The organism is Salinisphaera sp. Q1T1-3 (assembly GCF_003602005.1).
Classification (GTDB): Bacteria; Pseudomonadota; Gammaproteobacteria; order Nevskiales; family Salinisphaeraceae; genus Salinisphaera.
On record NZ_QZWD01000024.1, the window covers coordinates 20,228 to 46,862 of the forward strand.

At 64.6% G+C, this 26,635-nt stretch carries 21 protein-coding genes and 1 tRNA gene; 10 read left to right on the forward strand and 12 right to left on the reverse strand.

Annotated features, from left to right (window positions below):
• Positions 1-47 precede the first annotated feature (47 nt).
• Both D3260_RS16230 and D3260_RS16235 read right to left on the reverse strand, forming a co-directional pair.
• Positions 48-1,379 (reverse strand): lytic murein transglycosylase, encoded by a 1,332-nt coding sequence (locus D3260_RS16230; protein ID WP_233544115.1) that lies wholly within the window; start codon positions 1,377-1,379, stop codon positions 48-50.
• 34 nt (positions 1,380-1,413) lie between these two features.
• On the reverse strand, positions 1,414-2,640 hold the full coding sequence (locus D3260_RS16235; RefSeq protein WP_233544116.1) for an NAD(P)/FAD-dependent oxidoreductase: 1,227 nt from the start codon (positions 2,638-2,640) through the stop codon (positions 1,414-1,416).
• Between the two features lie 305 nt (positions 2,641-2,945).
• On the opposite strand from D3260_RS16235, the gene D3260_RS16240 reads away from it, so the two are divergent.
• The 4 genes from D3260_RS16240 (at position 2,946) to D3260_RS16255 (ending at position 9,393) form a co-directional block, all read left to right on the forward strand.
• Positions 2,946-5,096 carry a TRAP transporter large permease subunit gene (locus D3260_RS16240; protein WP_120099660.1) on the forward strand — a complete coding sequence of 717 codons (2,151 nt, stop codon included), beginning with the start codon at positions 2,946-2,948 and terminating at the stop codon, positions 5,094-5,096.
• 164 nt (positions 5,097-5,260) lie between these two features.
• Positions 5,261-6,721, forward strand: coding sequence for a sodium:alanine symporter family protein (locus tag D3260_RS16245; protein WP_120099661.1), 1,461 nt, complete (start codon positions 5,261-5,263; stop codon positions 6,719-6,721).
• Positions 6,722-6,834: 113 nt separating this feature from the next.
• Complete coding sequence (locus D3260_RS16250) at positions 6,835-7,389, forward strand: lipocalin family protein (protein WP_120099662.1); 555 nt, start codon at positions 6,835-6,837, stop codon at positions 7,387-7,389.
• A 213-nt stretch (positions 7,390-7,602) separates the two neighbouring features.
• Positions 7,603-9,393 carry an ABC transporter ATP-binding protein/permease gene (locus tag D3260_RS16255; protein WP_120099663.1) on the forward strand — a complete coding sequence of 597 codons (1,791 nt, stop codon included), beginning with the start codon at positions 7,603-7,605 and terminating at the stop codon, positions 9,391-9,393.
• Between the two features lie 180 nt (positions 9,394-9,573).
• On the opposite strand, the gene D3260_RS16260 is transcribed toward D3260_RS16255, so the two are convergent.
• From D3260_RS16260 to proV, 4 genes are all read right to left on the reverse strand, one after another.
• Positions 9,574-10,776 (reverse strand): MFS transporter, encoded by a 1,203-nt coding sequence (locus D3260_RS16260; RefSeq protein WP_199671560.1) that lies wholly within the window; start codon positions 10,774-10,776, stop codon positions 9,574-9,576.
• Positions 10,777-10,901: 125 nt separating this feature from the next.
• Complete coding sequence (locus D3260_RS16265) at positions 10,902-11,789, reverse strand: glycine betaine ABC transporter substrate-binding protein (protein ID WP_199671561.1); 888 nt, start codon at positions 11,787-11,789, stop codon at positions 10,902-10,904.
• A 53-nt stretch (positions 11,790-11,842) separates the two neighbouring features.
• Positions 11,843-12,736: an ABC transporter permease gene (locus D3260_RS16270; protein ID WP_370456330.1), complete on the reverse strand. Its 894-nt coding sequence runs from the start codon at positions 12,734-12,736 to the stop codon at positions 11,843-11,845.
• A gap of 53 nt (positions 12,737-12,789) precedes the next feature.
• Positions 12,790-14,004 carry a glycine betaine/L-proline ABC transporter ATP-binding protein ProV gene (proV, locus tag D3260_RS16275; RefSeq protein WP_199671563.1) on the reverse strand — a complete coding sequence of 405 codons (1,215 nt, stop codon included), beginning with the start codon at positions 14,002-14,004 and terminating at the stop codon, positions 12,790-12,792.
• A gap of 221 nt (positions 14,005-14,225) precedes the next feature.
• Between proV and D3260_RS16280 the strand changes: the two genes are divergently transcribed.
• A complete protein-coding gene (locus tag D3260_RS16280; RefSeq protein WP_120099665.1) occupies positions 14,226-15,065 on the forward strand; it encodes a hypothetical protein in 840 nt (279 codons plus the stop codon).
• Between the two features lie 272 nt (positions 15,066-15,337).
• Here the strand turns inward: D3260_RS16280 and D3260_RS16285 are convergent.
• The 5 genes from D3260_RS16285 to D3260_RS16305 form a co-directional block, all read right to left on the reverse strand.
• Positions 15,338-15,413: transfer RNA gene (locus D3260_RS16285), tRNA-Phe, on the reverse strand.
• A 67-nt stretch (positions 15,414-15,480) separates the two neighbouring features.
• Positions 15,481-15,753 carry an oxidative damage protection protein gene (locus D3260_RS16290; protein ID WP_120099666.1) on the reverse strand — a complete coding sequence of 91 codons (273 nt, stop codon included), beginning with the start codon at positions 15,751-15,753 and terminating at the stop codon, positions 15,481-15,483.
• Positions 15,750-16,820, reverse strand: a complete 1,071-nt coding sequence (gene mutY / locus D3260_RS16295) for an A/G-specific adenine glycosylase (RefSeq protein WP_120099667.1) — start codon at positions 16,818-16,820, stop codon at positions 15,750-15,752. The genes D3260_RS16290 and mutY overlap by 4 nt, the downstream gene beginning before the upstream one ends.
• Positions 16,810-17,436 carry a hypothetical protein gene (locus tag D3260_RS16300; RefSeq protein ID WP_120099668.1) on the reverse strand — a complete coding sequence of 209 codons (627 nt, stop codon included), beginning with the start codon at positions 17,434-17,436 and terminating at the stop codon, positions 16,810-16,812. Before D3260_RS16300 ends, mutY begins: the two co-directional genes overlap by 11 nt.
• On the reverse strand, positions 17,417-19,555 hold the full coding sequence (locus tag D3260_RS16305; RefSeq protein WP_158583580.1) for an AsmA family protein: 2,139 nt from the start codon (positions 19,553-19,555) through the stop codon (positions 17,417-17,419). Before D3260_RS16305 ends, D3260_RS16300 begins: the two co-directional genes overlap by 20 nt.
• Positions 19,556-19,679: 124 nt before the next feature.
• On the opposite strand from D3260_RS16305, the gene thiS reads away from it, so the two are divergent.
• The 4 genes from thiS (at position 19,680) to D3260_RS16325 (ending at position 23,505) form a co-directional block, all read left to right on the forward strand.
• Positions 19,680-20,678 carry a sulfur carrier protein ThiS gene (gene thiS, locus D3260_RS16310; protein WP_120099670.1) on the forward strand — a complete coding sequence of 333 codons (999 nt, stop codon included), beginning with the start codon at positions 19,680-19,682 and terminating at the stop codon, positions 20,676-20,678.
• A 21-nt stretch (positions 20,679-20,699) separates the two neighbouring features.
• Positions 20,700-21,398: a tRNA (guanosine(46)-N7)-methyltransferase TrmB gene (gene trmB, locus D3260_RS16315; protein ID WP_120099671.1), complete on the forward strand. Its 699-nt coding sequence runs from the start codon at positions 20,700-20,702 to the stop codon at positions 21,396-21,398.
• A gap of 163 nt (positions 21,399-21,561) precedes the next feature.
• The gene (locus D3260_RS16320) at positions 21,562-22,179 is read left to right on the forward strand and encodes a TRAP transporter small permease (protein ID WP_120099672.1); all 618 of its coding nucleotides are present in this window, start codon (positions 21,562-21,564) and stop codon (positions 22,177-22,179) included.
• A 42-nt stretch (positions 22,180-22,221) separates the two neighbouring features.
• Positions 22,222-23,505, forward strand: a complete 1,284-nt coding sequence (locus D3260_RS16325; protein WP_120099673.1) for a TRAP transporter large permease — start codon at positions 22,222-22,224, stop codon at positions 23,503-23,505.
• A gap of 598 nt (positions 23,506-24,103) precedes the next feature.
• On the opposite strand, the gene dctP is transcribed toward D3260_RS16325, so the two are convergent.
• Positions 24,104-25,165, reverse strand: coding sequence for a TRAP transporter substrate-binding protein DctP (gene dctP / locus D3260_RS16330; protein WP_120099674.1), 1,062 nt, complete (start codon positions 25,163-25,165; stop codon positions 24,104-24,106).
• A 168-nt stretch (positions 25,166-25,333) separates the two neighbouring features.
• Between dctP and D3260_RS16335 the strand changes: the two genes are divergently transcribed.
• A complete protein-coding gene (locus tag D3260_RS16335; RefSeq protein ID WP_120099675.1) occupies positions 25,334-26,380 on the forward strand; it encodes an NADP(H)-dependent aldo-keto reductase in 1,047 nt (348 codons plus the stop codon).
• Positions 26,381-26,635: the final 255 nt, after the last annotated feature.

Sequence of the window (26,635 nt, forward strand, 5' to 3'; positions counted from 1 at the left end):
GCACACGCGCGTTATCAACCCGAAAAATCATCTATTTTTATACCGGGTTAATAAGTGCGCCCTGCCGCCTCTGTCACGGCCTGCAGCAGGTCCTGGGTGGCGAATCCGTCGGCCGGCAGGCCGCGATCGCGCTGGAAACGGCGCAACGCCGAGCGGGTGTTCGGGCCCATGATGCCATCGGGCGTACCGGCGCCGTAGCCCAGCGCGTTGAGCTGACGCTGCAGCGCCCGGGTCTGGCTGTTGGACAAAACGGCTGTATCTCGCGGCCAGGCCGCCTGTACGCCGGGCTCGCCGTCGATGCGATCGGACAGGAGCGCCACGCCGAGCGCGTAGGCGGTGGCGTTGTTGTAGCGCAGGATCACGCGATAGTTGTGGCCGACCATGAAAGCCGGCCCGGCGGCGCCGGCAGGCGCCAGAATGCCGGCATTGGCCAGATCCGGGAGGCTTCGATCGTCGATGGGACGCACACCGGCCGTCGCCCAGGCCGCGCTCGACTGGCGGGTATCGCCGTCGGCCTGCGAATAGTCGAAGTCGGCCGGCAGACGAACCTCTCGACCCCACGACTGGCCCGCACGCCACCCGTTCTTCGCCAGATAATTGGCGGTTGAGGCCATGGTATCCGGGATACTTCCCCAGATATCGCGGCGACCATCACCGTCGGCATCGACCGCATAGGCGACGAAACTTGTCGGAATGAACTGGGTGTTGCCCATCGCCCCGGCCCAGGAGCCCCGCATCCGGTCACGCGGGATATCGCCGTTGGACAGAATCTTCATCGCGGCATAAAGCTGATTCTCGGCAAACGACTGTCGACGGCCGTCATAGCCGAGCGTTGCCAGCGCATCGATGGTTTCGTAATGGCCGAAATTGGCGCCGTAATTGGACTCCATGCCCCAGATGGCGGTGATGATATTGCCCGGGACGCCGTAGCGCCGCTCGGCATCATCGGCTGCGCTGCGATGCGCGGCGAGTTTCGCCCGGCCATTGGTCACGCGGGTCGCAGAAACCGCCGTGTCCAGATAGTCCCAGATCGCGCGATTGAATTCGGGCTGGCGATTGTCGAGCTCGACTACCCGTGGCAGATATTCGGCGTCGTCGAATGCCGCATTCAGCGTTGTTGCATCCACGCCGCGGGCCGCGGCCCGCGCGCGGAAACCAGCCACCCAGTCAGCAAAGCCGGCCGCGTTGCGCGGTGTCGGTGTCGGCGATGCCTTGGCGGCCACGTCATCGCCGTCCTGCCCGTTGGACTCGGCCGGCGGCGCCTCGACCGCCGGGTCAGCAACCGACGCCGATCGGGCAGCGGCATGCGGCGCGGGTGCATGCGTGGCGCACGCAGCCAGGAAGACGACAAGCGGAACAGCAACAACGAACGAACGCACTGAGAGGGTGACCGTTGAAATCAGGACGATGCGCTCAGACTACCTGACCTGCGGCCCATCCGGAGGCCCATGCCCACTGAAAATTGTGTCCACCGAGATGGCCCGTGACATCCACGACCTCGCCCACGAAATAAAGACCGGGCACGTCCCGCGCGGCCATGGTCGCCGAGTCCAGAGCCCGCGTATCGACACCGCCAAGCATGACTTCCGCGGTCTTGTAGCCCTCGGTCCCGTTGGGTTCATAGCGCCAGCAGCCGAGCCGTTCGGCGATCCGGGCGCGTGCGGCCGCATCGAGCTGGCGCATGCGGGGCTCGCCAAGGTCCTCGGGTGCGGTCTGACACAACTGGACGGCCAGACGTTTGGGCAGACGCTCGGCCAGCACACCGGGCAATCGCGCCTGGGGACGTGCTGCGGCACGCTCGGCCAGCCAGGCCTCGATATCAGTGGTCGGCAGCCAGTCGATGGTCACCGACGCGCCCGGCGACCAGTAGGACGAGACCTGCAGCATGGCCGGCCCCGACAGGCCCCGGTGGGTGAACAGCAGGCCGGCATCGAAACTTGATCGGCCACAGCTTGCTTCCACGTCGATCGACAGCCCCGACAGCGGTGCGGTGCCCTGCAACGCACCGGCATCGAGCGTGAAGGGCACCAGGCCGGCACGCGGCGGCCGCACGGGCAATCCGAAGCGTTCGGCGATCTCCATGCCGAAACCGGAGCCGCCCATCCGCGGAATAGACAACCCGCCGGTTGCCACAACCACCGAAGCCGCCTGCCACCGCGCGTTGCCGGCAACGATTGCGAAGCGCCCATCGTCCAGGCGCGAGATCGTCTCGACGGCGATCTCGGTCCGAACGGTGACATCAACCGCCGCGCACTCGTCCAGCAGCAGCCTGACGATCGCCTTGGCGGAATGATCGCAGAACAGCTGCCCGCGCTCCTTCTCGTGCCAGGCCACACCGTGGGCTTCGACGAGGCCCAGGAAATCGGCCGGCGTATAGCGGGCCAGCGCCGACTTGCAGTAGTGCGGATTCGCCGACAGGAAATTGGCCGGCTCGCTGTACAGATTCGTGAAATTGCAGCGCCCGCCGCCGGACATGAGGATTTTCTTGCCGCAACGCCGGGTCTTTTCCAGCACCACGACCCGGCGACCGCGCCCCGCCGCGACCGCAGCACACATCAACCCGGCGGCTCCGCCACCCAGCACGACCACATCGGTGTCGTGGTTCATGGCCTCGGACACGGCGTCAGACGATCGATTCATGCGCGAATTGTCGCATGCGGCCCGTCGCCGCATGCCGGGCTTGGCGGCATACTTTATAAAAGATATATTTTCCAAAAATCGATGTGCCGACCCGGCCCACGCCAGTCGTGACATATCAGGCCGTCGTCCGATGACGAGCGACATCCGGAGGAGATCCTAATCATGATGCGACGACTTTGCCTGCCGCCCTCGCGCCCCGGCACTCGGCCCCGGCACCACGCATCATTCGGGACAGGCTTGAACGCCGGCTGATACCACGCGTTCGTCGCGGCAATCCAGGCAACCGCGGCAAGACGGGAGTCTTCATGGTCGATGCATTCCGCGCGGATCCGCCCGCGATTTGCGATCCGCACGGCGGTGACAAACCGGTCCATTACCCGGCCCTGCGCAACGGGCTGATCACGCTGCCGGTCGCCGTGCTGTTGATGCTGGCCGTCGCCTTCGGCACCAGCGCATTCGTGCACGGCCAGCTGCTCAGTCTGGGGTCCAGCCTCTGGCACGACTACAACACCCTGCGCTACGACATGGACAAGCCGGTCTGCGATCCGCAGCCGGACATCGATGCCGAGGTCAGACGTCGCACGACCGATCGTCCGGCGAAGACGGATAGTCTGTTCGATGCCGGGCCCGCCGATCCGCAGGCCATCCGGCGGTCGCTGGAAAGTCGACGGGACGAGTGCCGACAGACTCTGGCGCTCTACGACTATAACCGGACCGAGACGGCCATGGCCTCGCTCCGGGTCTTTCGTGCCATCGAGCTCGGCGCCGGCCGCATCAACGATATCGGCCAGACATGGCAGCCGCGCATCCTGATTCTACTGATCATCTTCGGCGGCCTGATGGCTTTGCTCGGCAACGAACAGATCGCTCTGCGCCCGCCGGTGAGCCGGCTTGATCATCGCGCTGCCGCGGCCGCACAGCTGGCCGTCCATCTTGCGATGGTCGTCAGCGCGATCGCGTGGATCCGCGTCGATACCGGCGGCGATGCGGCGCTCAACGAGCTCTGGCTGCTCGGCTTCGTTGCCCTGTCACTGGCCAGCGTCTATCGATTGATCCGGGTACCGCGCGATGCACGTGCGAGTTCGCCCTCGCCGCTGCGCGCCGGGCTGGCGATCCCGCTGTACTGCTGGCTGGGACTGATCTCTCTGCTGTATTTCTTCGCGGTCGAGGATTATCTCGCCGGCCCGGTCGTTCAGCTGACGAAGATGATCCGTTTCGCCGATCTGTATACCGGTATCGGGTTGTTCGTATGGGTGGGCATGATGCTCAAGCACACCCGCATCGCCGAACTTCTCTTCGGGCTGTTTCGGTCCTGGGAGATGCGCCCGGAGTTCGTGGTCCTGCTGGTGGTACTGGCCTCGGCATGGCCGACCGCATACACAGGCGCCTCGGGGATCTTCGTGCTCGCGATCGGCGCGGTGATCTATCAGGAGCTACGCATCGCCGGCGTCTATCGCCAGCTGGCCATCGCCTCGACCGCCATGTCCGGCAGCATGGGCGTGGTGCTCAACCCCTGCCTGATGGTGGTGATCATCGCGGCCTTGAACCGCCAGGTGACTACCGACCAGCTCTATGGCTGGGGCCATTACGTATTCGCGCTTTCTGCCCTTGTCTTCTGCGGGTTCATCTATCTCACACGCAAGACGCGCCCCTATCTCGCCACGCCCGACGAGGCGCTGCCGGGCACGTTGCGCGCCCTGGTACCGCTCGTGCCCTATTTCCTGATCTCGATCGCGGTGATCCTGGTCTACGGCCACCTGATCGGGCAGCGCTTCAACGCGTTTTCGGCGCCGGTGATCCTGCCCCTGCTCATGCTCGTCCTGTTGTTCTACGATCGATGGCGTGCCCGGCGTCTGCATCAGGCCCGTCTCGTGGCCGCCGACTGCGGTCAGGATCGGGCGCCGGACTACGAACCGGCCGGATTCGGCAACGCCCTGGGCGCGGCGACGGCCGAGACGGCCACGTTGATCGGCGCGCTACTCCTGCTCATGGTGCTGTCGATCATCTTTGGCGGCGTGATGGAACGCTCCGGCGTCATGGATCTGTTCCCGAACCAGCTCGGCAACATCTGGTTGGCCACGGCGGCGCTCGTCGTGATGCTCGTGATCATCGGCATGATCATGGATCCCTACGGCGCCATCATCCTCGTTAGCGCCACGCTCGCGCCGGTGGCCTACGACAACGGCGTGAACCCGGTCCATTTCTGGATGATGGTGCTCGTGGCCTTCGAGCTCGGCTATCTCAGCCCGCCCGTCGCACTCAATCAGCTGCTGACGCGACAGGTGGTCGGCGAATCGGAAGTGGCCGCGGCCCGTGCGGAAGTCGCCGATGACCCCAGCTTCTGGCGCCGCCATGAAGCCATGCTGCTACCAATCGCGGTCATGAGCACCGCGCTACTGCTGGTTGCTTTCGCGCCGCTGGTCTTCGTGGCGCTGTTTCGTGGCCTGTCGCCGTGATGCCGAGCCCGGCGGGTCTCCGAGACCAACCCGGCCCGGCTCTTGCTTGGCTGGTGTCCTGAGCCACCGGCCGGCACATCGGGCGTATTCGCAAGCGAGCATGTAAGCTGTCGCGATGGCCGCTCTACCGGCCGATAGGGGAAAAAAAGGAGTACGGCGACACGATGCACTGGTTACAGGCGCTCGAGCAGGCTGCGAATGCGGTCATCAACCCGGTCAGCGAATTCATCTGGGATTACATCCTGACCTACCTTCTCCTGGGGGCCGGGCTGTTGTTTACCCTGGCCAGCCGCTTCATCCAGTTCCGGTTACTGGGTCACATGGCCAAGCTGGTGTTCACCGCGCCCGGTTCGAGCAAGGGCGTGAGTTCATTCCAGGCGCTGGCCACCTCGCTGGCCGCGCGCATCGGCACCGGCAATCTGGCCGGCGTGGCCCTGGCACTGTTTGTCGGCGGGCCGGGCGCGATCTTCTGGATGTGGATGACGGCACTGGTCGGTATCGCCACGACCTTCATCGAATGCACCCTCGGTCAGGTCTACAAGGTCCATCACGGCGACGGCGTCTATCGTGGCGGGCCGGCCTATTACATCGAGCGCGCCCTCGGACAGCGCTGGATGAGCATTCTGTTCGCCGTGTTCTTGATCATCGCCTATGGATTCGCCTTCTGCGGCGCCCAGGCCAATACCATCGCCCAGGGCCTGGAAGGCGGTTTCGGCATCCCGAGCTTGGCCACCGCGGCCGGGCTGGTGGTGCTTGCCGGCCTGGTGGTCTACGGCGGCCTGAAATCCATCGCCCGTACCGCCGAGATGATCGTGCCGGTGATGGCCTTCGGCTATTTCCTGGTGGCGGCCTATATCCTGATCGTCAATTACGCGGCCGTGCCGCACATGCTCGGGCTGATCGTTCAGTCCGCCTTCGGCTATGGCCCGGTGGCCGGCGGCGCGGTCGGTTACGCGGTCATGGCGGCACTGCGTAACGGCGTGCAGCGCGGTCTGTTCTCCAACGAAGCCGGCATGGGCTCGACACCGAACGCCGCGGCAACGGCCGACGTGAAGCATCCCGCGGCCCAGGGCCTGGTTCAGTCCTTCGGCGTGGTCATCGACACACTGATCATCTGCAGCTGCACGGCCGTCGTCATCCTGCTCTCGGGGGTCTACGACCAGATTCTCAACGCCCACGCGGCCGGGGCCTCGCTGCAGGGCATCAAGCTCACCCAGGATGCGATGGCCGATCACCTCGGCACGTTCGGGCAGTATTTCATCGCCGTTGCGATCTTCTTCTTCGCCTACAGTTCGATCCTGGCCAATTTCGCCTACACCGAGATCAACGTCGAATACCTGTTCAAGCACCGCAGCCGACTGGCCATCACGCTGCTGCGTCCGTTTCTGTTGGTGATGGTCTTCATCGGATCGGTCGCCAATCTGTCGTTTGTCTGGCACTTTGCCAATCTGGCGATGGGCCTCATGGCCACGACCAACCTGATCGCGATCCTGTTGCTGTTCCCGATCTCGCTTCGGGTACTGCGCGACTACGAACGCCAGCGCAACGGCGGCACTCTGGAACCGGTCTTCAACAAGCGCGTGCTCCGGAATCCGGCGCAGGTCGAACCGGGCATCTGGGACTAAAGCCCCGTGCCGTGAGCCATCGCACGCGGCATGCATCGCCGGGCGGGATCTCGGCGTAGACTGATCAGATAACCAGCTGTCCATACGGGGCGTGCGCCCCGGGGGAAAAGATCATGCGCAAGACCCGCCTTTCCGTGATGGTGGGCGCCGTGATGGCGCTCGCCGGCTGCAGTCTGATGCCGCCCAAGACGTTTCCGACGGCCGATCATGTCGACCTCGACCGATTCATGGGCCCCTGGTACGTCATCGCCCACATTCCGCCGTCCAAGACGAAGAACGCCTACAACGAGATCGAACGCTACACGCGCGGTGATGACAGCGACACGATCAACGTGAAATTCACATACCGGGACGGCGGTTTCGACGGCGAGCAGAAAACGATGACGCCGTGGGCCAGTGTGCTCGAGAACTCGGAAAACGCGGTCTGGGCAATGCATTTCTACTACGTGCTGCGTCTGCAGTACGTCATCTCTTATGTCAGCCCGGACTACGACACCACGATCGTGGCGCGCGACAAGCGCGACTATGTCTGGATCATGGCACGGACGCCGAAAATCAGTGATGCCAAGTATCAATCGCTGGTCGAGCGCGTCGGCGATATGGGCTACGACACCTCGAAGCTGCGCAAGGTGCCCCAGCAGCCGTTATCGGAACGCGATGATCTCTAGACCTTTTCATTGCCACGATGAACACCTGCACGGCCCGGCCGGCGTGGACGCTGTAAAGCAGCCGGCACCAGACGCCGAGGCGCCAGCGGCATCGCGCACGCGCGCGATACCGCTATACGCACATTGGCCGACGCTGTGGCAGCGTCCGACCGCGTGTGCGGTGACCGATCCGCGAACGAGCCGCGCCCGGCCCCGCCCTGCCATATCCTCCCATTGAGGCCCGCGGTCTCTCGCGGTGCACGCGATGAGCGGCGCGCCGAGTGGCGCCGACTCTGGCGGCTGTGGCCTTATCTGCGTGCGCACACTCTCCGTGTCTCGATTGCAGTCGTCTTCCTGATCGCCGCCAAGGGCGCATCGGTGCTGCTGCCGATCGCGCTCGGTCGAATCGTGGACAGTCTGGATCGCTCCGAGCACAGCGCTGCCGTCGTCCTGCCGCTGGGCCTGCTCCTGGCCTATGGTGCGCTGCGTCTCGTCTCGGTCCTGTTCGGCCAGATCCGGGATCTCGTATTCGGCCGAGTCACCGAACATTCCATGCACCGCATCGCGCTGGGCGTATTCACGCATCTGCACGCGCTGGACCTGGACTTCCATCTCTCACGACGCACGGGCGGTCTATCGCGTGATATCGAGCGCGGTCTGGGCGGCATTCGCTTCCTGCTGCGTTTCATGCTGTTCAATATCCTGCCGACCGCTCTGGAGATCGTGTTGGTCGCCGCGATCCTGTTCTATCACTACTCGGTGTGGTTCGCGGTCATCGTCGTGACGAGCGTCGTGGCCTATGTCGGTGTCACGGCCACGCTGACCGAATGGCGCACGACCCACGTGCGCGAATCCAACCGGCTGGACACACGCGCCAACACGAAGGCCGTGGATGCTCTGCTCAACTACGAGACGGTCAAGTATTTCGGCAACGAGGCATTCGAGGCTGCCCATTACGACCGTGCTCTGGCCGGTTGGGCGGATGCCATGGCGCGTGCCCGACGCTCACTCGGATTGCTCAATACACTCCAGGCGCTCGTGATCGCCGCCGCGGTCACGGCAATGATGATCCTGGCCGGCGAACGGGTGGTCGCCGGCACCATGACGCTGGGCGATCTCACGATGGTCAACGCCTACATGCTGCAGATCTTCTTGCCACTCAATGCACTGGGCTTCGTCTATCGACAGCTCAAGAAGGCTCTGGCCGACACGGCCCGCATGTTTGCACTGCTGGAGGTCGAACCCAGTGTGCGGGATCGGCCCGATGCCGTGGCGCTCGATGCCGATCGCCCGGCCATCGCGTTCACCGATGTGATGTTTCGCTACGGCCCGGCGCGCCCGATCCTGCAGGGGGCCAGCCTGGCCATCGGTCCGGGCGAGAAAGTCGCGGTGGTCGGCGCCAGCGGCGCCGGCAAATCCACACTGGCCCGGCTACTGTTCCGGTTCTACGATCCGGATGACGGCGCAATCGTCATCAACGGTCGCGATATCCGCGATTACACGATCGCCAGTCTTCGTGCCGCCATCGGCGTGGTGCCCCAGGACACCGTGCTGTTCAACGACACGATCGGCTACAACATCGCCTACGGCGCCGCGGAAACCGCCACCGCCGCCGACATCGAAACCGCAGCGGAGCTGGCCAGCCTGTCCGATTTCATTGCCCGCCTGCCCGAGGGCTACGACACGCTCGTGGGCGAGCGCGGATTGAAACTGTCGGGGGGCGAGAAACAACGCATCGCCATCGCCCGCGCGATGATCAAGAATCCGGCGATTCTCGTCTTCGATGAGGCAACCTCGTCACTGGACAGCGAGGCCGAAAGCGCGATCAACGGCGCGCTCGCGCATCTGGCCGCCGACCACACCACGCTAGTCATCGCCCATCGCCTGTCGACGGTCGTCGATGCCGATCGCATCGCGGTGATGGAAGACGGCCGGATCATCGAGCAGGGGACGCACACGGCCCTGCTGGCCGCGGACGGTCTCTACGCCCGCATGTGGCAACGCCAGCGCGCCGAGGCCGCCTGATCGGCCCCACCGACTCGTCTTACGGCCTGTCAATGCAATCGCCGCCTTGCCGTCCAGGACGCCGCCATGCGGCGTTGCCTTGATCGTCTCACACCCTCGCGCGGGCTCGGCACGCCTTATCCGGCACAACATGGGCCACGGCCCAGCGGCTTCGTTCGAGCTGACAGCGCTTGAAACGACTCAGTGCGCATCCGCGATGCCGATGCCACGCCGCTGGCGCCACAGCAACAGCATGGCCGAAACCAGGGCCAGCACCGCGACCATTGCCGCGAACAACATGCCGGCACTGGCCAAACCGGCCAGGCGTGCCGTCACACCGAGGCCGACGACAGGAATCGAGATCGCCACATAAGCGACCACGAAGAACGTCGACGCCACTTCCGCGCGCCGCTCGGCCGGGCTCGCGGCACTGATCTCGCCCATCCCGGCGCGGAACGCCGCGCCCTGCCCGGCGCCGGCAACCAGGCCGCCAAGTACCAGCAGCATCAACGATTGCAACGCGATGGCGCCGATCACACCGCCCATGCCGATGATCAAGCCCAGACAGCCGGTCGGCAGACGGGCCGCGCGGGGCAGCCGCCCCTGCAGCATCTGGCCGACCGTGGACGCAACGAAGACCGCAAAGACGACGACGCCGGTCAGCGCATGATTGTCATACCCCAGAACCTGGCCCATGAAGGCCGGTGCGATCGCGGTGAACAGCCCCATGACCGCAAACCCGGCGAAGCCGGCGATGGCCGCCGGCACAAACACGCCGAGCACGGCCGGCGGCACGTTCGGTCGGCGAATCCGCAGCTGTGGTTTCGACGGCCGCTGCGCGGTCTCGGGCGCCAGGGCGACGACAACCCCGGCCAGCGCGATGAGCACGACGTCAACGATGAAGCACAGCTGCAAGGACATGGTGAAATATTCGGCCAGTACACCGGCTAGCAACGGGCCGAAGCCCAGCCCGCTCATATTGGCGCCGGTGGCCACGAGCGTGGCCTGCGGCCGCCATCCCGGTGGCGCCATCTCGACGACCGCCACGGTCGCCGTACCCGTGAATATGCCCGCCGAGAATCCGGACAGCAGGCGACCAAGGATCAACGGCCACAGACTGCCGCCCCAAAGGAAACAGGCCGCACTGGCCGCAGAGAGCACTAACCCCACCGCCAACAGCGGCCGCCGGCCGACCTGATCGGACCAGGCCCCGGTAACCAATAATGCCGCGATCACGCCCACGGCATAGACCGCAAAGATGACGGTGATCATCAGTTCGGAGAACCCGAGCGTCTGCTGATAGATCGGATACAGCGGCGTGGGCAGCGTGGTGCCCATCATGGCAATGAAAAATGTCGCCGCCAGGGCGACGAACATGAACCGTGATGACGGTTTCTGCGGCATGAGTCGTATGGGTCTTGGCGATGCCGTACAGGCTATCAGGCCGGACTGTGGTCGCCGGACGAAAAAAGACCCGGCCATGGCATGACCGGGTCGTCTTTTGCTGAGGCGATAGCGAACCTATGCCATTACTGACTGCCGGCGAACCAGCTGTCGACCTCGTCCGGGTGCTCGTCGATGAACTGCTTGATCGCCTTCTTGTAGCTGGTCTGGCGCGCCTGATACATGGCGGCCTGCAGCTGTTCCAGCGGGATGTGCATATTGCTCAGCACCGAAGCGAGCTGCGGATAATCCTGCTTGAAACCCTGACGCGCGACGACGTCGATGTGCTGCGCGGAGCCGAGCGTACCCTTCGGATCCTTGAGGAATCGCAGGTGCCACTTGCCGAACATCCAGTGCGGAGTCCAGCCGGTCACCACGATCCATTCCTTCTTCTTCTCGGCGCGCGCCAGTGCGGCCGTCATCGCGGCGCCGCTGGCCGAGACCAGGCGATACTGATCGTCAAGACCATAGGCCTTCATGGTCTTTTCGGACAGCTGCATGAGCCCCGCGCCCGGATCAATCCCTTGGATCTTGCCGCCGAGCTTGCTGGCGACTTCCGACTTCTTGAGATCCGAGATCGAGGACAGCTGATCGGCCGGCACGTAGTCCGGAACCACCCAGCCGAGCTGCGCGTTGTCGTAGAGCGTGCCCAGATCCTCGACCTGCCCCTTGAACTTCTTCCAGTAATCGGCGTGCGTATCGGGCAACCAGGCCATCATCATCAGGTCGAGATCGCCGTTGGCCACACCCTGATACTGGACGCCGATGGCCGACATCTTGAGTTTGACGTTGTAGTCGGTGCGCTGCTCGATCAGCGTCTTGGCGAGCTTGGTCACGAACTCGGCATCCGACCAGGCCGTCCAGCCGATCGTGACGGTCTTGTCGGAGGCCGCCTGGGCGCTGCCGAAGCTCGTCATCACGACGCCGGCGCCGACCAGCGCCGCGGATAGAACACTCTTGAGTCGATGTTTCATCGTTTTCGTTACTCCCTCGTTTGCAAATGATCCCGGAACACGACGCCGACGGCTCAGCCGGCGCTGGGACGTTCCGAGTTCGATCCGAACATTTTTGCCAGCCGCGAGAACACGCTCGCGCGTCGCCGGCGCTGCCCGAAACTCTGGGTCAACCGATCGAGAATGATGGCCAGGATCACGACCCCCAGGCCGCCCTGGAACCCCGTGCCGAGCCGAAGCTGCTGAATGCCGGCCAGTACCGGATCCCCCAGGCCGCCAGCGCCGATCATCGAGGCGATGACCACCATCGACAGCGCCAGCATGATGGTCTGGTTGATGCCGGCCATGATCGACGGCAACGCCAGCGGCAGCTCGACTTTCCAGAGCAACTGCAGACCGTTGCAGCCGAACGCCTTGCCGGCCTCGACGTTCTCGCTCGGCACGTAGCGGATGCCGACGTTCATGAGACGTACGACCGGCGGCATCGAGAAGATGACGGTCGCGATCACGCCCGGCACGCGCCCGGTGCCGAAGAAAATCACCGCCGGTATCAGATACACGAACGCCGGCAGCGTCTGCATGAAATCCAGCACCGGCCGCACGATCGCCTGCACCACGTCGGATTTGGCCATCAGCACGCCCAGCGGCAGACCGATCCCGAGCGCCGCGATGGTGGCCGCCAGCACGAGACCGAGCGTATCCATGGTCGCCGGCCAGAGATCCATGCCGAGCACCACATAGAGTGCGATCAGAACGAACAGCGTGAACTGCCAACCCACGCGCCACAGCGCCAGTGCGGCGAGGGCGATGAAAACGACCGGGGCCGGCAGCCAGTTGAAAAACGTCGTCAGATTGTCGGCTACGAAACTGATGACCGACGAGACCACGGAAAAGAACAGGTCGAAATGTGCCTGCATGAAGTTCACGACCAGCGTGAACCAGTCACCGATCGGCAGATCCACGATCAGATGGTCCGACAGACGCTGCCAGAGGCCGTCGTTTGCCACTTGAAACAGAGACATCAGGCAGCCTCCTCTTCCGAACGACTGAGCGTACGCAACAACACGGCGCGCGAAATCGCGCCGAGGTAGCGGCCGTCCGCGTCAACCACAGGCACCGGGTACGGGCTGCTCGCCACCGGCTCCAGCAGTTCGTTGATCGACGTATCGGCCGAGACCTGCGGCACGTCGTCGACGAACGCGGCCTCGAGATCGCCCTCGTCGTCCGCGGCCAGGCCTTCCAGACAGATCCGCAGCGATTCGACGGACACGGTGCCCAGATAACACCGATGACGGTCATGCACGATGGCCGCGTCGCGGCCGTGATCGTCCAGACGCGACAGCGCGGCGCGCACACTCATGCCGGCGCGCTCGATGACCGTGAGCTGATTGCGCTTGGCGACATCGCGCGCCGAGAAGACGTGGCTCACATTGACGTCGCGGAAGAACGATCGGACATAGTCATTGGCCGGCTTGCGCACGATGTCCTCGGGCGTGCCGACCTGGACCACACGGCCCGACTGCATGATCGCAATACGGTCACCGACGCGCATGGCTTCATCGAGATCATGCGTGATGAAGACCACTGTTCGAGCCTGCTCGGACTGCAGGCGCAGGAGTTCATCCTGCATCTCGGTGCGAATCAGCGGGTCGAGCGCGGAAAAGGCTTCGTCCATGAGCAGGATGGACGGATTGACAGCCAGCGCACGCGCCAGCCCCACACGCTGTTTCATGCCACCGGAAAGCTCATCCGGGAAACTCTGGGCATTGGCCTTCAGACCGACGGCGTCCAGTGCCTGCATGGCGCGCTTTTCGCGTTCAGCCTTGCCGACACCCGCCGTGGCCAACCCGAAGGCGGTGTTCTCGAGCACCGTCTGGTGCGGCATCAGCGCGAATGACTGGAACACCATGCTGATATCGCGCCGGCGAATCTTGATGAGCTCCTTGCGGCTCATTCGGATGATGTCTCGGCCGTCGATCTTGACGGCACCGCTGGTCGGTTCGATCAGGCGATTGAGCATCCGCACCATGGTCGACTTGCCGGAGCCCGACAACCCCATGATCACGAATATCTCGCCTTCCTGGATATCGAAACTGGCATCCGATACCCCGACCGTCATGCCCGTTTCCGCGAAGATCCGGTCCTTATCCTCACCCTTGGCGACACGTGCCATCGCACGCTTGGGGTGACTGCCGAAAATCTTGTAGACGTTCTCTACGGATAACTTGGTTTTCAAACGCTCCCCCTGAGCCGATTCAAACCGCATCCTAACGCAATGATCGGACACCGCCAGCCGGTAAACACGACCGACCGGACGGTCGGAGGCCGTGTTGTGCCAGCCTTTCAGGGGCTGTCACGGCCTGGGCAAGGACGCGTTTTTCCGCCGTCAGGCAATGGTTTCGAGTGGTAACTGTATGGCACAGGTGTTACATTCAGCATCCATAAAGGATTGCTGCCATGATCGAAACCAAACTCGTTGAACGATCGGTTTATCCGATCAGGCGACGCGTCCGCCGCGCTGCCTTGCGCCGCCTCGGCCGGTGGCCACGCGGCAACTACGACGTGCGCGTCGTCTACGATGCCGGGACACCGCGCTTCAAGAAGATTGTCTTCAACGGGGTTACCGAAGCACGGCGCGTTGCCGGCGTGCTCGCGTCATTCGGGGAGTCGGCACATGCCCCGCGCCTGCGGGCCCATTCCGGCAACGCGGTCTGGGTCGACTACGTCGATGGCCGACTGTTCCAGCCGGACGCCGCGGATGCCATCGCGCGGGCCGGCGACTGTTTCCTCGCCTTTGCACAACGCCACGCTATCCCGATCTCGCTGGCTGAGTCCGGCTACCGACAGCAGTTGACGGCGTCGCTGGCCTGGCTGCGGTCTGCTTCGGTGATCGATGCGACGCTGGCTCATGCGCTTCAGGCCCGTCTGGCCGCATTCGCCGACGACATGACGGTGCGACACGGTTTCGACTATATCGATCCGATCGTGCCGAATCTGCTGATCCGACATGACACCGGCACGGTCTGCGCGATCGATGTCAAAAATATCGCCCGCGATGGACTGGTCGGGGTCGGTCTGGCCAAGGCCCATGCGCGCTGGCTTGCCGATACCGAACTCGACCGGATCCTCGACCGGTTCACTGAACAAGGCATGCCCGACATCGCCAGCGCCTACGATTTCATCCGGTTCTACGAGCGCATCGCGCGGGTCACCGATCAGGCATCGCGTGAAATCGACAACCGAGGCGGGCTGCGCAAGCGCGCGGACAAGATCGCCAAGCTTGGCTCACTGATCTGAGCCCGCGGGGGCAGCTGGCGCGCACGTGAGCAACCGCCCAGGCATGCATATGCTCGACGACATGCCGCAGGCTCGGCCGCCGATGGCGACATCGGGCCGTTGCCACGTTGTGTGGCCGAGATCGATATCGACGGATCGAGTCGAAAAGACAATCGATCGCACGGCAGCGCGTAGCATCAGGCTTTTCGGAGAGACAGCCGACGTCTTGCCGGACTGTGATCAGGTGCAGCTCAGCCGGTTTGCCCGGAAAGCGCGATACCTGAAGAAGAGAATGGTGGCCGGAGACAGAATCGAACTGCCGACACTGCGATTTTCAGTCGCATGCTCTACCAACTGAGCTATCCGGCCACGCTCTCGCCGTTGCGGCGAGAGGCGTATTAAACCGATACGTGCGCCTCGGGTCAACCGCCCGTGTTCATGATTTCGGCGGAACGTAGTGTGTCTCGGCGATGTCGCCGTCACCGAAGAAATATTTTTCGGTCTGCTCGGCCAGGAATTCGCGCGCCTTGGGGTCGGCCAGATGCAGACCGTACTCGTTGATCAGCCGGGTCTGTTCCTGCATCCACTGCTGCCAGGCCGTCATCGAGACGTTGTCATAGATACGCTGTCCCAGCTCACCCGGCAGCGGCGGACGCGGCAGACCTTCGGCTTCGTAACCCAGCTTCACGCAGTTGACGGTATGGCTCATAGATTCAGATCGTGTTGCGGTGTATCGACCAGACGCGCGATCGGCGCCGGCACGCCGGGCAACGCGTCGCGCGCAAACCATTCGGCGTGGCCGTCCATGATACGAGTCGCGGCAAGCGATCGCACCCGCCAGGCATGAATCGTGAGCAGAAAATGGGTGAATCCGTGCTCGATGGGCGTCATCGGCACATCCGGCACGACATCCAGGCCGAAGCGTTCCCGGCAGGCTGCCTCGATATCGGCGTCCGCCGCGATTTCGGGCAGGCTCCAGAGACCGCCCCAGATTCCCGATGGTGGGCGTTTTTCCAGCAGCAGATGCCCGACCTCGTCCTCGATGACCAGCACCGTGACCGCTCGCTGCGGTCGGGCTTTTTTCTTGCGGCGTGCCGGAATGTCGGCGGTGATCCGTTTGCGACGCGCCTGACACCTGTCTTCCAGCGGACACGCGCTACAAGCCGGCGCCCGGCGCGTGCACAGCGTCGCCCCGAGATCCATAATCGCTTGCGTGTAGTCGGTCACGCGATGCGTGGACGTGTAACGGGCGGCCAGGGCCCAGAGCGGCTGTTCGTAGGCCGCCGTTCCCGGCGTGGCGGTGACGGCGGCCAGGCGTGCAATCACGCGCTTGGCGTTGCCGTCGAGAATCGGCGCCCACACACCGAAGGCCTGTGCCACGACAGCCCCCGCGGTCGAGCGGCCGATGCCGGGTAGCGTCATCAGTGTCTCGACATCGCGCGGAAAGACCCCGTCATGGGTTGCGACGAGCTCGCGGGCCGCGGCATGCAGATTGCGCGCGCGAGCGTAATAGCCCAGACCGGCCCAGTAGCCCATGACCTCGTCGCTGGCGGCCTCGGCCAGCGCGTACACGTCCGGGAAACGCGCCATGAACGCATTGAAATAATCGATGACTGTGGTGACCTGCGTCTGCTGCAGCATGATTTCGGCGACCCAGACCCGATACGGCGTGCGCGGGTGCTGCCACGGCAGATCGTGGCGGCCGTGGACATCGAACCAGGACAGCAGGGGATCGGCGATCGCTGTCGGTGCGTCGGCAGGCGGATCAATCGGCATGGCGGGCGGTATCGGCTCGGGAGTCGGGCGACACAGGATGCGCGGCACGCGCGCTTTCGGCCACCGCCTCGATGGCTTTGCCGGTATCGGCGATCTGATGACGCAGGGCACGCCCGATCGCCCAGTCTCCGACCATCGGCGGCACCCAGAACGCCGGCTCAATGGTGCTGTCGAAACCAATGATCGTCCGGTGCGGGCCATCGGCCCGGAATCGCCAGTGCGCGGCACCGGCCTTGAGATCGCCGGCATCGGGGACGACTTTCATGTCGATAGCCTTGGGCGGCGTCAGACGATAGGTCATGACCTGCTGGATCTGCTTGCAATAGAACAGCACACACATCGACAACGCCGACGAGAGCCGATCGCGGCCGATGCGACGAGTCGAACGGATCAGCTCGGCCCGATCGGCCAGTGCCTCGAACGACGTGGCCGCGCGATAGGCGGCCTGCCGCCCGACCGCGACCGACAACCGTGCGGTGACGTGGTAGCGCGTGCCGTCATGGCTGACATCGACGTGCTCGACGTCCGCTGCGTTCGCCGGTCCGGCCAGCATGAACCCCAGACCGAGCCACAGCAGACAGCGAGCGCGACGCGATTTACGCACCGTTCGGGGCATCGGGCGACGTGTCCCCCGCCGTCCCGGCGTTATCGGGCGCGTCGGGCCGCGTTGATCCGGCCGTGCTCGACGGCGATCGGTGCTCGGCATCGCCCCGGGGCGCCGGCGTGGGCTGACCGATCGCCGGACTCGGCGCGAGCAGGCTACCGTCGAGCGCAACCGGCACACTCTGGCCGGCGAGCGCGGCCAGAGGCGCATCGGCGTCGGCCGGCACGGCGACGAGCAGCTGATAGTCGAAGCGATTCGCCGGAATATTGAACAGGCCGTCGCCCCGTGCCACGAGCCGCGGCGTGACCAGCGACAGATCCTCGTTGGTCGCCACACCGGCCTTGAGCACGAACCGCGCCGCCAGCGACTCGATCGCCGTATGCGGCGCGCTCGCGTTTCCTGTGCTGTTGTTCGCGTTCCCGGCAGCACGGTGCAGTGCATTCGCCAGATCGTACCCGTCGATCTTGCCATCGGTCAGACGCAGCGCGAACGTGCCGGCCAGCGAGCGTTTCAGATCCGCCACACGACGCCCGCGGGCACTCAGATCGATATCGAAATCACCCAGCCCCGAGACCCGTCGATTCATCACGGCGTCGCCGAGCAGTGGCCCGAGGGCGATGTGTCGCAGATCGCCGCGCACACGATATTGCGGTGTCTCGGCGCTGGCATCGATGGCCCCTGTCAGATCGAGACGGCCGCCGTAGGCGCCGGCCACGAGCGAGTCGACGTCGAGCCGGCCGTCGTCGGCCGACAGTTTGACCGAGGCCCGGGCCAGACTCATGTTGGCAGCGGTCAGCGCGCCGATGGACAACCGCCCATCGAGCCGCATGGCACGGAGCAGGCTGAAATCCAGTGCATCGGCATCCGTGTCCGCGGCGGCGGTCCTGGCGTCGCGTTTGACCGGGCCGGTGGCCTGGGCCGCACTGCCGGGCGGCAGGTAATGATCGATGTTGAGCGTATCGAGTGCGAGTGCGAAATGCACCATCGGGTCGCCGAAATCCGCGATACGCAAACTGCCCGTCAGATGGCTGTCGTCCAGCCGCGCGGCGATCTGGCGAAACCGGATCTCGTCGGCGCCGCCTTCGAACTGGGCATCGAAACCGGCTCGCGAGAGTGCGGCCGACCACTGGGTATGGGGCGGTTCGATCTCGAGTTGCTGCATCACCGAGCGCGGCGAAAACGGCGCCACCGTCAGACGCCCGTAATAACGCAAACGGTCGTTCAACCCCTCGCCATCGACGTTGCCGGTAATCGTCAGCCCCGAACTCTGGAGCGTGACTCCGTCGAGCCCGAATCGCCCGGAATTGAAATCGACATCACCCGAAGCCCCGAGATTGGCCTCCTGTTGCCCGCCGGGCACATCCGGCCCGTCAACGAGTAGATTCAGACTCATGTCGGAAAAACGATAGAACCGATCGGCCAGATGCGGTTCGATCCGGGTCACCAGATGAATCCGCGCCACATTGCCGTGCTCGGCGCGACGCAGGCGGCCGCTGGCCTCCAGCCGGAAGGGGCTGCCGTCGGTCATGCGGCCGGTCTGCAGGCGGGCGTCGAAGAGTTGCCAACGCCGATGGCGGCGGGCGTTGTCGTAAGAGATCCGAGCCCCCCGCAACCGGACGGCATCAACAGCCAGTGACGTCACCGGCAGCCCGGGCGTGACGACCGGCGTCTCGCGCGCCGGCGAGGCCGAGGAAGCACCGAGCGCCTGCCCGGGGCCGGCAGCGATCGCATCGATCACGCCCTGCCAGTTGGTGCGGCCATCAGCGTCCCGGGCCAGGCGCAGTCGCAAGCCGTCGATCGTCAGCGTGCCGAATGCCAGCCGGCCGAATACCAGCGCCAGCGGTCGCGGCGAGACCCGCACGGCCCGGGCGTGTGCGAGCGGCGCGTCACCGACCCCCGTGGGATTGTCCACCTGGACGTCGTCGAGACGGATCGAGGGCCATGGCAGCACCGACAGCGTAATCGGCCCGCGGATCTGGACATCCCGCCCGATCGCCTTCGTTGCCAGCGCTTCGATGCGCCCGCGATAGGTCGCCGGATCCACGCTCGCGTACAGCGTACCCAGCGCCGCGCCCAGCAGGATGATCACGCCCAGCAGCAGGCCCAGCGTCCATTTGTGCCATGTCTTCATCGTCCGCCCTCTTCCCAGCAGGACCGCATCCAACGGCCGGGTGACCATGCAGGTCCGCAACAGCCGCGTTATTCTAGCCGCCGCCTCATTCACGCGCCCGCGCGCCCCGATTCACCGCCTCGCTATGCAGATCGAAGTCAACGGCCAGTCCACCGAATGCGCCGACGGTGCCACACTCGACCGACTCCTCGTGGCGCTGGGTTACGGCGAGTCCCGTGTCGCCGTCGAACGCAACGGTGAAATCGTGCCGCGCGCCCAGCTCGGCGAGACCCGGGTCACGGCCGGCGACCGGCTGGAGATCGTGCATGCCATCGGGGGCGGTCAGGCCGAATCGGTCACCGACACGTTCACCGTGGCCGGCCGGCGCTTCACCTCGCGCCTGCTGGTCGGCACCGGCAAGTATGCCGACCTGGCCGAGACAGACGCTGCCATCACGGCCTCCGGCGCCGAGATCGTCACGCTGGCCATCCGTCGCACGCCGGCCCTGACCGATCCGGAGGCCGCCGCCAAACACAATCTGCTGGATGTCGTGCCGCCCGAGCGTTACACGCTACTGCCCAACACCGCGGGCTGCTATTCGGCCGAGGAGGCCGTACGCACCTGTCGCATGGCGCGCGAACTGCTCGACGGCCACAACTTCGTCAAACTCGAGGTCATCGGTGACGAAAAGACGCTGTACCCGGATGTCACCGAAACCCTCCGCGCTGCTCGGGAACTGGTCGACGACGGCTTCGATGTGATGGTCTATACCAGCGACGATCCGATCGTTGCGCGTCGTCTCGAAGAGATCGGCTGCTGTGCGATCATGCCGTTGGCCGGGCCGATCGGCTCGGGGCTCGGTATTCAGAACCGTTACAACGTGGCCGAGATCGTGGCCAATGCGCGTGTGCCGGTGCTGGTCGATGCCGGCGTCGGCACAGCCTCGGACGCGGCGATCGCCATGGAGCTGGGCTGCGACGGCGTACTGCTGAACACCGCGATCGCCAATGCCGAGAAACCCGTGCTCATGGCCCAGGCGATGCGCCACGCCGTCATCGCGGGTCGCCAGGCCTATCTCGCCGGCCGTATGCCACGGCGCCGCTATGCGCAGGCGTCGTCGCCGACCACCGATCTGCCCTTCTGACTGTCGCCGGCCCTGTTCTCAATGACCGACTCGATCGACCATCCCCGGCGCATCCGCAGCTTCGTCAAGCGCGAGGGTCGGCTCACGCCGAGCCAGGAACGCAATCTCGCCGCGCTCTGGCCGCGCTACGGGCGCGAGCGCCCCGCGGCTCCGATCGACTGGCCGCACGAATTCGGGCGCGATGCCCATCGCACCCTGGAGATCGGCTTCGGCGCCGGCGAAGTCCTCGCGGATCTGGCGATCCGTCGCCCGGAGGCGGATTTCATCGGCATCGAGGTATATCGCAACGGCGTCGGCCGCCTGCTCGGGGCGCTCGACGAAGCCGAGGCCGACAACGTGCGAGTCTTTCGTGACGATGCCGTGGAAGTGCTGGCCGGCGCGTTCGCCGACGCGTCGCTCGACGAGGTCCTGCTTTATTTTCCCGACCCCTGGCCGAAGAAGAAGCATCACAAGCGTCGGATCGTCCAGCCGGGCTTCGCCGACGAGATCGCGCGTGTGCTCCGGCCCGGCGGCATCTGGCGTCTGGCGACCGACTGGATCAATTACGCCGAACACATGCGCGACGTGCTCGATGCCCATGCGGCCTTCGAGAACATCGGCGACACGAACGGCTATGTCACGGCCCCACCGCGTCGCGACACACGCTTCGAGAATCGCGGGCTGAACAAGGGCCATTTGGTTCACGACATGGCTTACCAGAAGCGATCGACGCCGCCATAAGCCCTGAATCGGCTGACTGGCACTCTTCTTGCTCTGATACATCCATCGTCTATCTGACCAACGATCAGTGGTCGCGCCGACGGATTCGCGATAGCGTCGCGTAAAGGTTTCGACGCGGTCCGGCGCCGGATCGGCGCCGCGCGTCCGATCGAAAAGGATCGCCATGGCAGCAAGGGCCGAGGGCGGGCGCCCTCTCAACGCGTGTCTGCGCGTACTCGATTTCATCGACCGTGCACTGGGATGGTGCGAGCGCATCATCGTGGCCGGGAGCGTGCTGTTGATGGCCGCTCTCATGTCCGGACACGTGGTCGGCAATCTGCTGTTCGGTACCGGTATTCCGGGCACCTATGAAATCACCGAGATGCTGATCGTGGTGATGACGTTCGTCGGCGTCGGTTATGCCGCCCGCTGTGCGCGCCACATCAGCATGTCGGCGATCTACGACCAGCTGTCGGGCAGACCACGCAAGGCGTTGCTGATCCTCATCAGTGTCGGCACCGGCGCCCTGATGTTCTATTTCGCCTACAAGGCGGCCCAGTACGATATCCAGATCCATGACCGCGGCCGGGTGAGTTCGTCCGTGCATGTGCCCTTGTGGCTCGTCTATCTCGCCCTGCCGATCGGCTTCACGCTGGCCGGCGTGCAATATCTGCTGACCGTGGTACGCAACCTGGTCAGCCCGGGCGTATGGCGCTCGTTCCGCGAGGAAGAGGAATATGCCAGCGTGCCCGTGGACGATTCGGGCGCCACGCATGCCGACGACACACCGCGCGGCGTGTAGTCCCGTGCCCGATACAACACCAATCGATACGAGGAAGCGCCGATGACGATGTGGCTCGGCCTGATCATGCTCGTGCTGCTGATGCTCGGGTTTCCGATGATGCTGCCGCTCGCGGTGGGCACGTTGTTCATGATGTTCACCGGCATGACATTCTTCGGGCCGGACCAGATGGTGTCCTGGATGATCACGGGCGTCGGCAGCTGGGTGCTCGCCGCGGTGCCGATGTTCATCTTCGCCGCGGATATCCTGACCAAGGGCCATACCGCCAATCGTCTGCTCGATCTCGTCGACTCGTTCACGCGGCATATCCGGGGCGGCCTGCCGATCACCACGGCTGCGTCCTGCGCACTGTTCGGTGCCGTATCCGGCTCGACACAGGCCACCGTGGTGGCCATGGGCGGGCCGATGCGCCCGCGCCTGCTGGCCAAGGGCTATTCCGACAGTTTCACGCTCGCGTTGATCATCAACGCCTCGGACATCGCGCTGCTGATCCCGCCGTCGATCGGTTTCATCGTCTACGGCGTCGTGATGAAGACCTCGATCGGCGATCTGTTCTTGGCCGGCATCCTGCCGGGCCTGCTGATCCTCGCCCTGTTCGCGGGCTACTGCTATATCGGGGCCCGGATCCGCGGGATCGCCCCGGAACCGCGAGCCAGCTGGGGCGAACGCCTCCGGGCGCTGCGCAAGACAATCCTGCCGCTCGGGTTCCCGATCCTTGTCGTCGGCGGCATCTACGGCGGCTATTTCAGCGCCGTCGAGGCCTCGGCGGTGGCCGTGGCCTATGCTTTCGTGCTCGAAGTGATCATCTATCGCCAGGTCTCGATCCGTGATCTGGGCAGTCTCGCGCTATCGACCGGCATGATCACCGCCGTGGTATTCATCCTCGTGGCCGTCGGCGCTGCGTTTTCCCAGACGCTCGGCACTGCCGGCGTGCCCGAAGCACTGCTCGGGCCGGCCATCGATGCGATCGGGCAGAACCAGTTCCTGGCCCTGCTACTGATCGCTGCGGCATTTTTCGTCGGCTGCATGTTCGTCGATCCGATCGTGGTGATCCTGATTCTCGTGCCGATCTTCAAGCCGCTGGTCGAATCGGCGAATCTGGCCCCGGTTCACGTCGGCGTGATCGTCACGCTGCAGGCCGCGATCGGCTCGGCGACGCCGCCGTTCGGCTGCGATATCTTCACCGCCATCGCGGTCTTTCGCCGCCCTTACATGGATGTCGTGCGCGGCACGCCACCGTTCATCGCGATCCTGCTACTGGCCACCCTGATCCTGATCCTGTTCCCGCAGATCTCGCTGCTGCTGCCCTCGCTCGGCGGCAACTGATCAGCCCACCGCGCGCGGCCCGATCATTGTCGTCGGGCCGCGTCACGCCCGATCGTCGGATGACGGGATACCGGCACTCGGCTTGCGCGGAGCCGTCCGATCTTGCACGTCGCGCCGTCACCGGAACAATCGCCACCGTCATATATCGGTCACGGCGAATACAAGACCGCTCCGAATCGGCTATCAAAGCCGTGCCCGCATGCCCGCCAACCCGATCCCAGGATCAGGATCTTGCGGTTGTCATCCCGCCTGCACCGGGCCAGTTGATGTGTCGTGCGGGTCCGCGCCAAGTGCTGTTTTTCGGCAAGACGAGGCATAGCACGCTGGATTGCCGCAAAACAGCACTTGTCCCGAAGGGTCAGGCCGCCTATGGCCATTCGATGAAGAAGCCTCCCGCGTTGCCAGTGTGGATCGTGGCACGCCACGATGCCGCGACTCGCGCCTTGCCGTACGCACTGCGGGCTCTCGACGAAGGCGCGCGCACGGCCGAGTGCGGGCAGCCCATCGGGCGACAACCCCGGATACCGCCCAATAAAAAGCCGGGCCATCGAGGCCCGGCTTCGCTTCGCTGACGACCGTCTGGCGGTCGGCGGCGGGATCAGCTGGCGCTGTCAGCGCTCTGGCTGTCGCTGCTCGATCCGTTCGAGCCGCTGCTCTGGCTGAACTGCTTCAGCAGGATGTCCAGCGACTGCTTGCCGAGCTCACCGGTATCGTTGACGTAGACCTGACGAACCGGCTTGGCCAGCTTGCGGAACTGGTCACGCTGCTGGTCGTCGAGATGAATGATATTGATGTCCGACTTGTCCTTGATGGTCTGAAGGCGCTTGTCGTTGAACTGCTTCTGGACGTCGTAGCCCTTCTTGACCATCTGCTGGGTCACGCTCTTGACCATCTTCTTCTGGTCGGCCGACAGTCCCTGCCACCAGTCCTTGTTGCCCATCAGCGTGGCCACGAACTGCGACTGATCGGCGAAGATCATGTCCTTCTGCACCTCGTAGAAGCCCATTTCCTCATGCGCGAAGACAGGCTGGATGTTGCCCTCGGCCTGGCCCTGCTGGAGCGCGCTGTAGAGCTCGCCGTAGGCGATGCTGATCGGGTTGGCGCCGTAGGCCTTGTAGGTGGCACGCAGCAGGCTGTTGTCCATCACACGGATCTGCAGGCCCTTCATGTCGGCCGGCGTGTGAATCGGCTTGTTGGCGGTCCAGACCTGATAGCCCTCGGTCAGCTCGGCGAGCGGCACGAGCCCGCGCTTCTTGAACGCCTGCTGCCAGGGCTGGCTTTCGAGGAATTCCGGCGAGTTGAGGACCTTGACCGTCTGCCATTGATCGGACGGCATCACGAAGTTCAGCGAAAGCAGCTGCGATTCCGGCACCGTGCCGCCCAGCGCGCCCGAGCCGAAGCCAATCTGGATCGCCCCGCTCTGAATCGCATCGTAGAGCGCCGAATAGGTGGAGCCCCACTTGCCGTAGGGCAGCAGCTGCACCTTGATATCACCGTTGCTCTTCTGCTCGATGAGCTTCTTGAAGTCTTCGGCGTACTGATACTGGACGCTGCCCTTGATCTCCTCGAGGCCGAAGCGCCACGTCGCGGCACTGGCCATGGTGCTCGCACTCATCAGACCCAATGCGACCGCACCCAGCAGGACATTTCGCAATTTCATTGCGACCCCCGTTATAGAAATGAACTCTCAGGTAAGAACAATGCAAGGATCGTGTCAAATGCGAGGCAGCCGGCATACGCACGATAGTCGAACCACGGCCACCGTGGTTTACACTGCGCCGCGTTTTTCGACAGGGCCGGCAACCCCGGCCGATGACAGAGACGCTTCATGGAATATCGCAAGCTCGGCCAGACCGATATCGACGTCAGTGCCCTGTGCCTCGGCACCATGACCTTCGGCGAACAGAACAGCGAAGCCGAAGCCCACGCGCAACTCGACTATGCCGTCTCGCGCGGCATCAACTTCATCGATGCCGCAGAGATGTACCCGGTTCCGCCCCAGGCCGAGACGCAGGGCCGGACCGAGGCCTATATCGGCAGCTGGCTTGCGGCGCGCGGCAAGCGTGACGACGTGGTCCTCGCGACCAAGGTCACAGGCCGTGCCCGGACACCGATGACCTATCTGCGCGACGGCGAGACCCCACGTCTGACGCCAGCCCAGATCCGCAGCGCGCTGGAGGCGAGTCTTTCACGTCTGCGCACGGATCATGTGGACCTGTATCAGCTGCACTGGCCGGATCGCTTCACCAATTTCTTCGGCCAGCTCGGCTACACGCACGATGCACACGAGTCGCCCGTGGCCATCGAGGACACGCTCGGCGAACTCGGCCGCTTGGTCGACGAGGGCAAGATTCGCCACGTCGGCCTGTCCAACGAAACGCCCTGGGGCGTGATGCGGTTTCTTGCTGCCGCCGAGACCGCCGGCCTGCCGCGCGTGGCCTCGATCCAGAACCCCTATTCGTTGCTCAATCGCAGCTTCGAGATCGGCCTGTCGGAAGTCGCTATCCGCGAGCAGGTCGGCCTGCTGGCCTATTCCCCGCTGGCCTTCGGCATGCTGTCCGGCAAATACGAAAACGGCGCGCGGCCCGCGGGCGCACGTCTGACGCGCTGGGACCGTTTTGCCCGCTACAACGGCGAGCGTGGTCGCGATGCCACCGCGGCCTATGTCGCGCTGGCCCGCGAGCACGGGCTGGATCCAGCGCAAATGGCCCTGGCCTTCGTCACCTCGCGAGACTTCGTGACTTCGAACATCGTCGGCGCCACGACGATGGATCAGCTCCGGACGAATATAGACAGTGCCGATCTCGTCCTGTCCGAAGCGCTGCGGACCGAGCTGGAAACGATTCACGCCGCGAACCCGAACCCCTGCCCCTGAAGACCTATGGCCGACCCGGCCGATCACGGCATGCATTGATCCGATATCGCCGGATATAAAAAAGCCGACGGCCCAACCGTCGGCTTTTTCCGGCATGGCCGATGGGACTCCGCAATCCGGGCCTGTCGCAATGCCGTTCACTTTACGATTCGCACGGAATAATCCGGCCTTCGATTGAGCGGTTCATCGCCTTTTCGCGACAAATAGTCTTTCGTACGCCGCTTGATTCGCCTTGGATTGGTTCGGCCTCTGGGG